This window comes from Okeania sp. KiyG1, from assembly GCF_014132355.1.
GTDB lineage: Bacteria > Cyanobacteriota > Cyanobacteriia > Cyanobacteriales > Microcoleaceae > Okeania.
The window spans coordinates 1-14,415 of sequence record NZ_BLZO01000008.1; the positions used below are offsets into that span (position 1 = coordinate 1).

Below are 14,415 nucleotides of genomic sequence, written 5' to 3' on the forward strand. Positions count from 1 at the left end.
CTACTGTTGGGTTTATCCTGACGGATAAGCTCCGCTAACGGTTCCTCAACCCAACCTACATTTATTGCACTATTTTAGATGTGTCAGTCCAGTAGGGTGTGTTAGCGCTAGCGTAACGCACCAAGACTTCTATGTATAGAGTCTTTGCGTAAGTCCTGATAGAGAAATTTGTGGTTGAAGTGAAAAGAGTGTTTTTTCTAGATAGCTATTAATAATCTATTTTCCTTCTTCCTTCTTCCTTCTTCCTTCTTCCTTCTTTCTTCTGCTATGTCAAAAACTTTGGTATAATTGGTAAGCAAACTAAGCGAAAAAAGTCAAGATGGAAGTTACAGTAGAATGTCAAAAAAGACCTGAAGGTAGCAAAACCAAAGCTCTAAGACGAGAAGGATTAATTCCTGCAGTATTATATGGTCATCAAGGTACAGAATCAGTTCCATTAACAATTGAAGTTAAAAAAGCACAAAAGTTGTTAAAGGATACCTCTATTAACAATACTATCATCGATCTTCAAGTTCCTGATATTTCTTGGAGTGGCAAAACTATTCTTCGGGAAGTTCAATCTCATCCCTATAAACCCTTAATTCTTCACCTAAGTTTTTTCTCCGTAGCTGCTCATGGAAGTCTAGATGTAGAAGTACCTATACATTTTGTTGGCGATCCAGTAGGAGTTAAAGTCGGTGGTGGAATTTTAGACCAGACTGTTACAGAATTAGCAATCAGATGCAAACCAGATAAAATTCCTGAAACATTAGATATAGATGTCTCAGGTCTTAAGTTAGGAGAGTCTCTTCAGCTGAGTCAAATTACTTTACCAGAAGGAGTAGAAGCGACAGGAGAAGGAGACTTAGTGTTAGCGCGTGTAATGGCTCCTGCGGGAGCGTCATCTACAGAGTCAGAGTCAGAAGGTGAGGCAGCAGAATAAGTTAAAGATTTCATAAGCAGGCGTTGCTGAATTGAAGTATGAATGCGCGATTGTTTGGTTCTAGTCAAGCCCCCTAAATACCCCAAAATTCGGGGACTTTTAGAGTTTTATTCCCCCCCAAAATTGGGGGGTTAGGGGGGCTTGCATCATACCCATAATCAGCAACGCCCATAAGTATCAGTTGATATTATTATGACATAGATGTGAAAAAATGTAGAGACATTTCATGGAAAGTCTCTACAAAAATTTATCAAAAAGTTTAACGACAACTTGAATAGATGTAGGCAAGGTATTAGATCAAAATGGTGTGTTGTATTTTGTAATAATAAAAAATACTAGATTGACACACCTTAAATGGTGCAATAAATGTAGGTTGGGTTGAGGGACAAAACTAAACTTACTTGGTTTTTGTAAGGCAAAATAAAATTTAGAGTAAACAAGAAAAGTTATGGAAGAAGAATTATTGAATCCAGGGTTTGAAACACCAGAACTTGAAGACGATCAATTTACCGACCAACTAAATAGACTAGGTTTAGATATTATTCCACCGATTCGTGATTGGCAGATATACGATCCAGATGGCCTAGTTGAGAGTTTCGCAGATGCAGAACTCCCGGCATTTGATGCTCCACTTCTGGGTATATTTAATCCAGCAACAGGAGCAGGTAATACACCTCATCCCGATGTTGGGGTGCCAGAAGGGAATAATATCGCGTTTGCCGACAGTGGTTTGCTAGCAGGTCAAGGTCAAGTGGGAATATTTCAGCCTCTTAATACAGTGCTCGAAACTGGTAAAAGATACACCCTACAGGTAGAAGTAGGAAATCCTCAAGCCTTTACTCTGCAACCATTACAAGCTAGTTTTGATTTAGATGGTTTTCCTGGTTATCAAGTCCAACTCTTGGCAGGAGATGAAGTATTAGCAGTGGATGATAACTCTCTATCTATTTCAGAGGGAGAGTTTCAGACAGCAACTGTTTCCTATCGGTCTAGTGTAAATGATGCTTCCTTGGGAGAAAACTTGGGCATCCGTTTGGTAAACCTCAATGAAAGTGAAGGTAGATCGGTAACTTTTGACTCTGTAAGTTTGAGGGTTGCAAGTATAGGTACTAGAGGCAACGATCGCCTTGCTGGTACAGATGAAAATGACCAAATTATTGGTGTTTTGGGCAATGATACGCTGTTTGGTAAAGATGGTGATGATGTTTTAGAAGGTCGCTCTGGGTTTGATATCCTTTTGGGTGGGGATGGTAACGATATTCTCAGAGGTGGTCAAGGTCGCGATCGTCTTAATGGTGGTCGTGGAAACGATACTTTGGCAGGTGGTGCAAGTATTGATCGCTTTATCTTCAATACTAATGTGGCTTTCAATTCCGACGATATTGGTGTAGATAATATTACAGACTTCCAGTCAGACTTGAGACCAAACGAAGATGGAAACCAAGGAGACTTAATATTACTTGATAAGACAACATTTGCTGCTCTTAACAGCGATCGTGGAATAGGTTTCAGTGATGATAATGACTTTGAAATAGTTGACACTGATGATGCGGTCAGTAATTCTGATGCTTTCATTATCTATAATGAAACATCAGGGGAACTATTTTACAACGCTAATGATAATATAAATCAGTTTGCTCTCCTAGAGAATGCTCCCACTATAACTGAGGATAATTTCCAAATCAGATAAGTTGTGTTTGTGGGAATTTTTAGTTGAGTTGTCACAAACTACCTTATCAATGGTGTGTTGTATTCTGTAATAATAAAAAACACTAGATTTACACACCTTAAATGGTGCAATAAATATAGGTTGGGTTGAGGGACAAAACCCAACTTACTTGGTTTTTGGGCGTTGCTGAATTGAAGTATGAATGCGCGATTGTTTGGTTCTGCTCAAGCCCCCTAAATCCCCCAAAATTGGGGGACTTTTAGAGTTTTATTCCCCCCAAAATTGGGGGTTAGGGGGGCAAAATAATACCCAGAATCAGCAACGCCGGTTTTTGTAAGGAGAAAAAATGCTGGTTAAACTCCAACAATTAACTGTTCCTCCAGGACAGCGAGTGTTATTAAAAGATATGAGTTGGCAAGATTTTGAAGGAATTTTAGCCGACTTAGGAGAAAGTCGTAATTCGCGAATTGCTTATGAAAATAATACTTTGGAAATTACGGCACCATTACCAGAACATGAAAGTGCAAAAGTGATTATTGCAGATTTATTAAAGGTGCTGATGCAGGAGTTAGAAATTGATTTTTGGCCTCTTGGTTCCACAACTTTTAAAAATGAATTGATGCAGCAAGGTATTGAACCTGATGACTGTTTTTATATTGAAAATGAGGCAAAAGTACGAGGTAAGAAACGAATAGATTTAACTGTCGATCCGCCTCCAGATTTAGCATTGGAAATTGACGTTACTTCTCGCACTCATCCTAATATTTATCAAAATTTAGGTGTTCCTGAATTGTGGAAGTTTGAGAAGGGTAAGTTGAAAATTTATGTGTTGGAAAATGGGGAATATGTAGAGTCGGAATTTAGTATTCATTTTCCTGATTTGCCCTTGACTGATACTATTCCTGAATATTTGGAACGCTCTCCATTTATAGGTTGGAATAAAACTATGAATACTGTTCGCGCTTGGGTGCAGGAACAACTTTCTGCAAAATAAAGTAGGTTGGGTAGAACGATACTGATACCCAACAAAGCTTAGTAGGGTGCTGTTAGCGATAGCGTAACGCACCAGGCAACATCAAAAATGGTGCGTTACGCTCCACTTCGTTCCGCTAACACACCCTACTAGATTGGTAACTCTACCAAACAACGCCTGCTAAAAAGCTAGACACCATTAGGCGTAATCAGTTGAATAGCTGGGAAGTATGTACGATAACGATTTACATCGCGGGTTAGCAGAGGAATATTTGCTACAGCAGCATGGGCACCAATATAAAAATCAGGAAGTGGTGATCGCCTTTCTCCACCACGCTGACGATATCTTAAAAAGCTTTGTCCTGCTAGGAAAGCTGCTGAATAAGGCAATGGGTCTCGACGAAAAAAATCTTCTGGTAAAGCTTCTTCAACTTCCTCTGGTTGATTAAATCCAACAGGACTTACGCAAGACCGCTATATTTAGTAGGGGCGAACGGCCGTTCGCCCCTACAGATGGCGTACAATCTAATATTTTGCGTAAGTCCTGTCCAATAGATATTTTGGCCTAAATAATGGGATTAATTATTAAATCTCCCTGGTTAGCGTAGTTAGTTAGCATTTGCGATGACCAATCAAACCATTGCGGGTCTTCCGTGAGAATATCTAAGATGACATTACTATCGACTAGAATTTCACTCATAGTTCTTCGCGAGTTAGTTGCATAATTTCATTAGTTGTCAGACGGTTGGTTGCTTTGCCACGAATAGCAGCAATAATTTCTTTTCCTCGGTTGGAGTTTTGAAGTTTGCGAATTTGCAAAGTGTTTCCTATGACTTCAAGTTCAACTTCTGTACCCGGTTGAAACTCAAGCAGGTTTTGAATTTCTGGAGGGATGGTAATTTTTCCTTCAGTGTCAATTTTCATAATTTTTATTTTTTTGGGTTAAAAGTTTGAATAATATAGTAGACTATCATGGATTAGTATTCCCATTACTTGCTAGAATATTAGTAGACTACCATTATAGCGATATAATATGACTACAGTTAAAGAAATTCAAGCAGCAATTCAGTTCCTTTCTCCTGATGATTTCACCTATTTAAGAAAATGGATGATGGAGTTAGATTGGGAGCAGTGGAATCAAGAAATTGAGGCTGATTCTGATTCAGGAAAACTAGACTTCTTGGTTAATGAAGCGTTAATAGAAAAAGCAGAAAATAAACTACATGAAACAATTAAAAAGAATTACTTTAGACCCAGAAGTAATGGGTGGTAAACCTTGTATTCGAGGTTTGCGCGTCACTGTTGGTACTATAGTGGGGTTGATGGCATCAGGTCATTCAACAGAAGATATTTTAAAAGCATATCCTTATTTGGAACCGGAGGATATGCAAGAAGCTCTAACCTATGCTGCTTGGCGCGTTAAGGAATTAGATAGACTCTAAATGCCTACGAATTTTATTAACTGTTGAAATTGCTTCATCAAGAGCTTGAAGTGACTTGCTTAAGCTTTCTTGTTCGCCTTTGATGAGAGCGGCAATGCTATCTACAGCACTCTGGACGGAACCACGCAATTTACTAGCAACTTTTTCTTGCAATTCACCAGATACCTCATCAGCTATACGCAAAATTTCATCTTCTATATTTCGTTTCGCCTTTTTTTCCTCCTCTTGACCACTTATCGAACGCCGAATAGCAAAAAATAATACACTACCCAAAGGACTAAGAATAGCACTGAGCAAAGCAGCAAGTATTGCATCTGTAGTGATAATACCAATAACATCATCCACTATACTGTGCTGAATTTCTGAAGTTGCTTTGCTAACAGCATTTTCAAGTGTCTTGTTAGAACCTGTGAGGCTAAAGCTACTATCATCCAATGATTGAACGGAGATACCTCTTGACAACTTATCTTTAAGTACCTCGTTCTGTAACTGAGCCAACTGTACCTTGAAAGTAGCTTCCAAAAGCTTACTAATTGAGTCTGCCTCATCGCTTACTGTGCGTTTAATATCATCTGGCTTAATACTTTCATGTAATAAATCTCCAATTTCTGTCTTCCAACGATCTTTTAGCTCATTTTGAAGGGCTTTTGCACCGAATTTGTCAGATCCCCACCACTCTTTAGGCCATATTCCTTTAATTCGCTCCGCGACTGTAACATTAGGTTCCCACTGGTCAAAACCAATTTTAATTTGATAGTACAAATCATTTTTCAGGCGATTTCGTAAGCTATCTAGGCGAGAGTTTAACTCCCACATGATTTTAGAAGAATCAATAGTAACTTTTAAGCCCATTTCCTTAAGTTTCTCAACCAAGTCATCAACTGAGCATTTAATCTTCTCGTTGTCTAAAATGTCTTGCACCTCAGACAAGGAATCTTTCAAAATAATTTTTGGACGCTCTAACTTAATCTGAATACCCTCTTCCAGAAGAATTTCTTTGAGGGCATCAATGACTTCATTAAGTTGAATTTCTTTTTCTCCGTATCGCTCATAGCTTTTAGTATCTTCGTCTAACATTCTTTTACTTGTATTAGCACGAACAATTACAAGAGTTCGTCTAAATAGATTGCTTAACCCTGGGAACTTTCCTCCTTTTTCTTTCTTGCTATCACCCCAAAGAATCCAATCTTTCTTTCTTAACCATTGTTTTTCTTCCGTGTGTGGAGATAAATCTCGTACTGCTGCTTTCCACTTGTTAACTACAATTAGTGCTTTCTTATCGGAAGCATTTTCAGACGTTAGCTCACTAATATCTTTAAGTCCAACAATATGTCTTACCACAAAATCCAGGTCACTACGAGTCAAGTCAGATAGAGCATTAGACAAAAAGATGACACAATCAGCCTTATTAACAAAAGGAGCGAGAGTAGTATTATCGTGAACAACTCCACCTGTTCCTGGAACATCTACTAAACGAATACGACTAGAATCAACTAAAAACTCGTAAACATTTGCAGTAGCTACTTCACCTGCAATGACAACATCATCACTACCGTCATGTTGGAAATCTTTACTGGTTTGGAGTGCTTCATTGAGTCGATCGGGATTCACATTCAAAAAGTCGCAGATCATTGAAGTCTTTCCAGCGCTTACTGCACCCATAAAGACTAAAGTGAAGTAATTGATATTTTCTTCACAATCAGAAAAGTAATTTTCTAGTTCTTTTATGTGTTTGTAAATATCGCTTGTCAAATTGGAAAATTCTGGAAATGTTTCAAGGTGATTACAGTTCTCTCTTAGCTGAGAACAATAATCCTGTTTTAACAGGAATATTGGGCGAAATTTATCAGAAATATCATCTATTAAAACTGGAGCAAAATCATCAAGTAATGTAGTTGTATTGATATTAACCCGAAAAGTTTTGTAGTTTTGTTCAGACATTGTTCTTTCTCCTTATTTTAGATACTAAAGTGTTAGTTACTTAGAAACGCTTGTTTAAAGTAATCAATTGAAATAAATTCTTCGCAGAATGGCTCTAAGGAATTTGCATAAGACTTATAATAGACAAGTTCCTGATACAAACTAACCTCATTACTCTGAGATTGGAGAGTTATAAAAACACTATCATAAAACTCGGAAGCCCAATTTTTTAGACAAGTAGTTGCTTTATCCATATATTCATTTGACTGCTTAATACTGCGCTTAAAAGTATATTTTTCTTTATCTAAAAACCAGTAATCATCAAAAGCATCCCATATTTCATAAATAGCGCTTTTTAATGCTGATTCAATTCCCTCACTATCAGGAGTAGATATTTCAACACTGCCAAATAAGCTTCTGGCAATAATTGAAACATTGCTACAGAGGTTACTAGCTAGAGTATTTAATTCAGAAACCATTCGCTCCTTATAACGCTCCCGACAATTAAACAATTTCTTTTTTTTCCACTTAAAGTTGTCTCCTTGCCAAAATCTTTCGTCACTATTAGTAGTACAGCTATTCATTTCTCGGAAACATGATTCTCGAATTGAGTCACATTGCTTCAAAAATCTAGTAAGTTCACTATTAAATGATTCATCAATTTGTTCTTTTACTGTTGTAATTATTGATGTCATTTTACTGTTGATATCTTGTAGCTTTTCTTGCATTACGGCATAACTTGCTACAACAACTAAATACTTACTTGCTGTTTCCAATAAATCGTATGCAGCACGGTTAGTAGCTGTGTCTGCATTAGCCTTCAGCGAAGCGTCAATTGTTTTCCTTAATTGATGTTCTCGCTCACTATTCAGCTTTCTTCTTGACTCCATAACTGAGAATGGCACAATAGGAATTTCATAATCAAAAAGTTGAGCTATTCCCTCAAATTCCATTTTTTGATTACCCTGCCTCAGAAACTTAATATAATTCTGAATTTGTTTCTGTTGAATCTTCTCAGGTAAATCTGATAGACAATCTACTTTATTAACAATAATAACAATCTGCTGTAGACTACCGTTCTTGATAACTTCACTGCTTTTAAGGAAATCATAAAGATGTTTTGGAATAGGATAACTAACATCAAGTACAAGTAAAAGCAGATTAGCTCTACGTATTACACTTTTAGTAACTGCATCATCTTCCTCACATAAAACAGATCCAAGTCCTGGCAAGTCAACAATTACAGTCTCTTCGTCTATCTTGGCTTCTTGGGCTTCCGAAGTTTCACGAATACAAGCTTCTTCAAAAACATCTGACTCCCCACGATTTAAGAGAAGATTGCCAATAGCAGACTTACCTGTATTCAACATTCCAACTAAAGCAATAATCTTAAGATTACGATAGCTCTCAAGAAATTCCCAAAAATCCTCTAACCTTTCAATATCTTGTGCAATAGCTGTGCCAATATTCACTTCAGAAAAGGTAGCAGATGAACCAGAGAATAAAATTGTCTCTTCAGGAAGAGTTGATAACGCTTTAATTAAGCGATCTTTGGTTTGAGAAATATAACTAAAATCGACCAAAGTTACCTCCTCACTAAATCCCCATACATAAGTTTGTGTTTTTCTCCACCTTTTAATAAATCAAATATAATTTTTTTAAGTACAACTCCCTACTTTAAAACCTGGAATAATCCTCGAAAATATGTAAATAATTCTCGGATATTTCTGGTTATCTCAGAATAATTATTTGAGAGAAAGTAACTTAATTTTTTTATCACTAACTAACTTTTTTACATTCTACCTCAACCTCTTTTTGATTGTCTACTAATAAATGTTAGTAATAATGTTAGAATTTTACTAGCAAAGCTTTCAAATAAGGACACTCTCTAATGGCTAAAAAAGAAACCTTCTCGGAAGCAGCTTTACATTGGGATTTAGAAACCCTTTACAAAGACCTTGCTTCTGCTAAAGGTAAACATCTTACACCTACGGAAAAGTTACATTTACGAGGTTTACTTTGTGAATATAGTCCTGATGAAATTGCGGATATATTAGGTAAAAGTGCTAAGGGTGTTGGTGTCGATCTCTGTAATACTCTCTACAGATATGTGAAAGTTCTTGTGGAACCAAGTAATGGAAAAGTTGATAATTGGAGAAATATTTGTGAATGGTTGGATACTGCTGGATATAAAAGTGATACACCTCTAGAAGCAGAGTCGGACGATCATTTATCAGCAAAAATTTTAATTAAGAAAGCTAATGTCAAGCTTGAAAAAAATCAAATAATAGTTGATGTCAACCTCCGAATAGTTGCTACATCTCCCACTGAATTTTCCACAATAAAAGTTGAAGATGAAGAAGAATAGGATTTTCAATAATTTAGAATTTAGAATTTAGAATTACCTCTCCTTGAAAAGAAGAGGATTGGGTTAAAAGGAATTTTTTTCTTTTTTCTCCATGAATGGAGAGGCTTTATACCTTAATTTTTCGGTCAAAAACTTTTTACCAGGGCAAAATGCTATAGTGGCGATCGCCTACTTTATTCTAGAGTGAGCAAATATTGAGTCAGACCGTCCAACATCAACTAATATTTGCCCACTCTACCTAATTAAATATCCAAATCAGTAATATTCAATTTTGGTCCATAAGTTTCAATAAACTCACGCCGGGGAGCAACCCGATCGCCCATCAACACCGTAAATATCCGATCCGCCTCCGCAGCATCTTCAATTTCTACTTGCTTCAAAGTCCGAGTTTCTGGGTTCATTGTCGTATCCCAAAGTTGTGCTGGCATCATTTCACCGAGACCTTTAAACCTTTGGATAGTATAGTTGGCATTAGCAGGAAACTCATTTTGAACCAGTTGGTTGAGTTCGCGATCGCTATAACAATAGTAATGATTCCGACCCCGCTCCACTTTATACAAAGGAGGGCAAGCAATATACACATAACCCTGGTCAACCAACGCTCGTTTATATCGGTAGAAAAATGTTAATAACAACGTGCGGATGTGGGCACCATCAACATCTGCGTCAGTCATAATAATTACCTTATGATAGCGTAGTTGAGTAATGTCAAACTCATCACCTTTGATACCCAGACCTAAAGCTGTAATCATTGATTGAATTTCATTATTTTTGTAAATCCTAGCATCGTCCGTTTTTTCAATGTTGATAATTTTACCCCGCAACGGTAATATCGCTTGGAAACGGCGATCGCGACCTTGTTTAGCACTATTATGAACAAAAACTCCACTAGCTAAAGCAAAGTTATGAGTATTGGGAACTTCAATGTCGTAAACATCCCGTCGTTCTTCCAGAGGTTCAATAGAAACAACCCGATGATTATAGTTACGAATAGCATCCCGCGCCAAAAATTCGTCTCCTCCAAAATAGCGACCGCAGAAAGTATCAAACTTCAATAGTGACTTATCCTTCTCGCGACGACGATAAATATCATACAAATCCAAATCTATGAAACGAGAACTCTGATAAACCTTATGCAACGCCTCAAGAGTCTTGCGATAGTAAGTTTTATTTAATGCCTCGCGACGCTTGGCACGAAATTCAGGAGTCCACTGTTCCTTAGTTTTTTGCCGTCGCCACTCCAACAAATCTTCATCTTCCCATTGCTGTTTTGCTACTTCAGAAGCTGCCTCCCGTGCTTCTGGGTTATTAGCAAAATAATCCCGCACTCGTTCAGCTTGAGTTTCACAGTTCTCAGCTTTACTCCAATATTCCTGCTGTGCTTTCATTAACTGTTCGCGATTTTGTTCACGATACTCTTCATTGCTATCATAAAACTCGCGCCATTTCTGAACCATAAAAGCTTTATACTCATCAACTTCCCACTGTGCTTTAGCTTGTTGTGATAAAATTTCTCGCGTCTCAGGTTCCTGCATTCGTTCCTTCATCTTCGCCCGAAATTCATCAGTTGTATGAGCTTGACGACTTTTTTCTTTAACATCGGGACGATGCAAAGTGAATTCAAGATGTTCCCTATGTAATGCTAAGTGTTCCTCCGCTGGAAGTCGTTGAATATTGGTAGGATTATTATTGAGTTTATTGAAATCAACATGATGACGATGGTTGCCATCTCCTGACTTATATACTCCTGCATTCAAATTATAAAAGTCTGCCAATAAATGAGTATAAATCCAACTATCTTTTTTAGGATTCCAAACCATTTCATAACCATCTAATCCCCAACCATTTTTTTTCTTTTGAGATAACTTTCGATACAGAGGCATCAAAGCATCATTTGGTGTTAATAAAGCTGCTGGTTTATAACTACCATCTCTGAGCATAAAAGGATGATCTGGAGTACAAATTATAGTTTCATTATTATCCAAAGTTATCTTAATAACTGTGGCATTTTTCTTGGTCATCCTAGCATTAATTATCCTTTCAACTGCCACATATCCACTCTCGTTAATTGTGTAACAAAAATGTTCTTTACCCTCAGCTTGCTCGGCTACTATTTCTGCAAAACTAATATTACGTCCATCAGCCAAAGAAATCTTTTGTTGACTAAAAAAACAACCTCCGGCACTGTCCCCTTCGACGAGGTATATCTCGGATTCTTCAGGGTTTTTCGTACTGCAATCGGCTAGTTTTCCTGGTAATGGAGAAGATTCTAAAACTGATTTTCTCCTCACTAAATCCCTTGCTCGACGAGCTGCTTCTGCTGCTTTAAAAGCTTGAATAGCCTTCTCCAAAACTGCATCAGCAATTTGAGGATTAAACTCTAAATATTCAGTTAAAACTTCTCCAACCAAAGAGTCAACAATACCTCTAACTTCAGTATTGCCCAACTTAGTCTTTGTTTGACCTTCAAATTCTGGTTCGGGAACCTTTACAGAAATAACTGCCGTTAAACCTTCCCGGACATTTTCACCACCTAAATTAGAATCACTTTCTTTGAGTTTATTCCGCTTACGAGCAATACCATTCATTGTTCTGGTTAAAACAGTTTTCAACCCCTCCAAATGAGTACCGCCATCAATAGTCCTAATATTATTGGCAAAACCGAGAACATTATCACTAAAAGCATCTAAACACCATTGCAAAGCTACTTCCACTTGTACATCATTCTTTTCCCCTTGTACAAAAATTACCTCTTCGTGCAAAGGTTGCTTTTCCCGGTTCATGTAGACAACATATTCCTTAATCCCACCCTCATAACAATAAGATTCAACTCGTGGTTCATCACTTTTGATTAATTCTAGGCGGTGGTCTGTTATTGTAATCTTGACACCTGCATTCAAATATGCTAGTTCTCGCAGACGACCAACAACAGTATTGTAGTCAAATTCTATACCTGTAGTAAAAATTTGTTCATCGGGGAGAAAATGTACTGATGTACCCGTCCGCTTTTCTTTATTAGACTTAGATTTCAGGTCATCAATAGGTTTGCCACGCTCATAACGTTGGATATGTGTCTTTTTATCCCGCCAAACCGTTACCTCTACCCACTCTGACAGAGCGTTGACCACAGAAACCCCTACTCCGTGTAATCCCCCAGAAACTTTATAACCACCACCACCAAATTTACCTCCAGCGTGGAGAACAGTCATAACTGTTTCTAAAGCTGACTTACCTGTTTTAGAATGGGTATCCACCGGAATTCCCCGGCCATCATCTGTAACTTTAACAGAACCATCTTCATTGAGATCGACTTCGATGTGGGTGCAATAACCAGCTAGCGCCTCATCGATAGAGTTATCAACAACTTCGTAGATTAGATGATGTAGTCCCCGAGGCCCTGTGGTACCAATGTACATTCCTGGTCGCTTGCGTACTGCTTCGAGACCTTCGAGAACTTGTATTTGTTCAGCGCCATAATCGCTGCTGGCCATAGCAATATCCCTCCTAATAATGGCTTTAATCGCAACTTTTGTCAAAAAATGATAAAGTTCTACTAAATTATAACATAAAAGCCTTAAAAGCGACTCTGGGCTATTCTGAGGAGAAATTTATTTAGGGGATGTAGGCAGCCAGGAGTCATAAGTCGGGATTCAGGAGTCAGGAGACAGAATTAACAAAAATTTAGACAGAAGTTTCGACCTAAAAAAAGGATCGGGACACCCTTATCAATGGATAATGGATAATTGATAATTGATAATTGCTGAATTTGGTATAAGACCTCCTTCATTATTTATGAATTATGAATAAAATAAAAGAAAATATTTTCCTTAAGTTCAATCCTCTTCTTTCAAGGATAGGTAATTATCCATTATTCTTTGTTCATTGTTCATTATCAATTGTTAAAGTGAAGTGGGGATGAATGCCGACTCAAATATATAAAACATCGGCCTAATTTTAGTTGTTGATGAGAATCCCCAATTAGAAATTTAACTTCTGACTTCTTCAATTAACAAGGAGTCAGGTAGGGGAACCGACGGAGAGTTGACCTGAATTATTTCTTGATAGAATAATATGTAGAAACCAATAACTTGTCTAACTTTTGACTTTTGACTTTTGACTTTTGACTTTTTTCTAATTACTATTTGTGGGCCTACTGCTACAGGTAAATCTGGATTAGCCTTGGATTTAGCCCAAAGACTAGGAGCGGCGATTATTAGTGCAGATTCTCGTCAAGTGTATAAATATTTTAACATTGGAACGGCAAAAGTAACTACAAAAGAACGGGAATTAGTACCTCATTACCTGGTAGATATTTGTGAACCCACGGAGATTTTGACTCTAGCGGAATATCAGGAACAGGCACAAGATTTAATTAGTCAAACTGATGTGGCATCTCCGAGTTTATTAGTGGGGGGTACAGGTCTATATATTAAGGCAGTAGTTAAAGGTTTGAAGATTCCTAGAGTTGGGCCTAATGAAAAGTTGCGATCGCAATTAGCAGATTTAGGCCAAAAACAATGTTACGAAATGTTACAACAAGTAGATGGGATTGCTGCTGATAAAATTCATCCTAATGATGCAGTACGAACGTTGCGAGCATTGGAAGTTTTTTATGTGAGTGGGAAACCCATTTCTCAACAGCAGGGAGAAAACCCACCAGATTATCCAATTTTGCAAGTAGGATTGGATTGTGATGTTGAAGTTTTGGGCGATCGTATTCGTCATCGGACTAATAAAATGGTGGAAGTTGGGTTAGTGGAGGAAGTCAAATTTTTATGTGAAAAATATGGTGCGGAGTTACCATTGTTAGATACATTAGGTTATGCAGAGATGAAACAATATTTGGCAGGGGATATTAGTTTAACTGAGGCGATAGATGCAACAGTTTTACATACTCGTCAGTTTGCCAAGCGACAACGAACTTGGTTTCGAGCGTATCCAGAAATTGAATGGTTTGATGCAGCAGCACCGGGTTTACTAGATCGAGTTTGGGAGCGAGTCGAGGAGTTTATATCATCTAGGGAGTAGGGGAGTAGGGGAGTAGGGGAGATTGAATACTCAAGTAATTATAGAATTATAGACATATATTATATAACTATATAACCGGATTCTATATATTAGG

13 protein-coding genes are annotated in these 14,415 nt (G+C 37.6%); 7 read left to right on the forward strand and 6 right to left on the reverse strand.

Annotation, left to right across the window (positions count from 1 at the left end; genetic code table 11):
* Positions 1-319 precede the first annotated feature (319 nt).
* From SAGCYANO_RS00595 to SAGCYANO_RS00605, 3 genes are all read left to right on the forward strand, one after another.
* The gene (locus tag SAGCYANO_RS00595; protein WP_202218318.1) at positions 320-922 is read left to right on the forward strand and encodes a 50S ribosomal protein L25/general stress protein Ctc; all 603 of its coding nucleotides are present in this window, start codon (positions 320-322) and stop codon (positions 920-922) included.
* 448 nt (positions 923-1,370) lie between these two features.
* A complete protein-coding gene (locus SAGCYANO_RS00600) occupies positions 1,371-2,612 on the forward strand; it encodes a calcium-binding protein (protein ID WP_202218319.1) in 1,242 nt (413 codons plus the stop codon).
* Positions 2,613-2,937: 325 nt separating this feature from the next.
* Positions 2,938-3,585: a Uma2 family endonuclease gene (locus SAGCYANO_RS00605; RefSeq protein WP_202218320.1), complete on the forward strand. Its 648-nt coding sequence runs from the start codon at positions 2,938-2,940 to the stop codon at positions 3,583-3,585.
* 167 nt (positions 3,586-3,752) lie between these two features.
* On the opposite strand, the gene SAGCYANO_RS43770 is transcribed toward SAGCYANO_RS00605, so the two are convergent.
* The 3 genes from SAGCYANO_RS43770 to SAGCYANO_RS00615 form a co-directional block, all read right to left on the reverse strand.
* Positions 3,753-3,953 (reverse strand): type II toxin-antitoxin system VapC family toxin, encoded by a 201-nt coding sequence (locus SAGCYANO_RS43770; RefSeq protein ID WP_237395466.1) that lies wholly within the window; start codon positions 3,951-3,953, stop codon positions 3,753-3,755.
* A gap of 175 nt (positions 3,954-4,128) precedes the next feature.
* Positions 4,129-4,263, reverse strand: coding sequence for a hypothetical protein (locus SAGCYANO_RS47225; protein ID WP_255502433.1), 135 nt, complete (start codon positions 4,261-4,263; stop codon positions 4,129-4,131).
* Complete coding sequence (locus tag SAGCYANO_RS00615) at positions 4,260-4,487, reverse strand: AbrB/MazE/SpoVT family DNA-binding domain-containing protein (protein ID WP_202218321.1); 228 nt, start codon at positions 4,485-4,487, stop codon at positions 4,260-4,262. The genes SAGCYANO_RS47225 and SAGCYANO_RS00615 overlap by 4 nt, the downstream gene beginning before the upstream one ends.
* Positions 4,488-4,596: 109 nt before the next feature.
* On the opposite strand from SAGCYANO_RS00615, the gene SAGCYANO_RS00620 reads away from it, so the two are divergent.
* The gene (locus SAGCYANO_RS00620; protein WP_202218322.1) at positions 4,597-4,836 is read left to right on the forward strand and encodes a hypothetical protein; all 240 of its coding nucleotides are present in this window, start codon (positions 4,597-4,599) and stop codon (positions 4,834-4,836) included.
* Positions 4,826-5,005 carry a DUF433 domain-containing protein gene (locus SAGCYANO_RS00625; protein ID WP_237395468.1) on the forward strand — a complete coding sequence of 60 codons (180 nt, stop codon included), beginning with the start codon at positions 4,826-4,828 and terminating at the stop codon, positions 5,003-5,005. Before SAGCYANO_RS00620 ends, SAGCYANO_RS00625 begins: the two co-directional genes overlap by 11 nt.
* On the opposite strand, the gene SAGCYANO_RS00630 is transcribed toward SAGCYANO_RS00625, so the two are convergent.
* Together SAGCYANO_RS00630 and SAGCYANO_RS00635 are read right to left on the reverse strand one after the other, a co-directional pair.
* A complete protein-coding gene (locus SAGCYANO_RS00630) occupies positions 4,991-6,946 on the reverse strand; it encodes a hypothetical protein (RefSeq protein WP_202218324.1) in 1,956 nt (651 codons plus the stop codon). The genes SAGCYANO_RS00625 and SAGCYANO_RS00630 overlap by 15 nt on opposite strands.
* A gap of 32 nt (positions 6,947-6,978) precedes the next feature.
* Positions 6,979-8,508, reverse strand: a complete 1,530-nt coding sequence (locus SAGCYANO_RS00635) for a GTPase (protein WP_202218325.1) — start codon at positions 8,506-8,508, stop codon at positions 6,979-6,981.
* Positions 8,509-8,816: 308 nt separating this feature from the next.
* Between SAGCYANO_RS00635 and SAGCYANO_RS00640 the strand changes: the two genes are divergently transcribed.
* Entirely contained in the window at positions 8,817-9,293 is a 477-nt protein-coding gene (locus SAGCYANO_RS00640) for a helix-turn-helix domain-containing protein (RefSeq protein ID WP_202218326.1), read from the forward strand.
* A 242-nt stretch (positions 9,294-9,535) separates the two neighbouring features.
* Here SAGCYANO_RS00640 and gyrB read toward each other — a convergent pair whose 3' ends face one another.
* Positions 9,536-12,784: a DNA topoisomerase (ATP-hydrolyzing) subunit B gene (gene gyrB, locus SAGCYANO_RS00645; protein ID WP_202218328.1), complete on the reverse strand. Its 3,249-nt coding sequence runs from the start codon at positions 12,782-12,784 to the stop codon at positions 9,536-9,538.
* 622 nt (positions 12,785-13,406) lie between these two features.
* On the opposite strand from gyrB, the gene miaA reads away from it, so the two are divergent.
* Positions 13,407-14,321, forward strand: coding sequence for a tRNA (adenosine(37)-N6)-dimethylallyltransferase MiaA (gene miaA, locus SAGCYANO_RS00650; RefSeq protein WP_202218327.1), 915 nt, complete (start codon positions 13,407-13,409; stop codon positions 14,319-14,321).
* Positions 14,322-14,415: the final 94 nt, after the last annotated feature.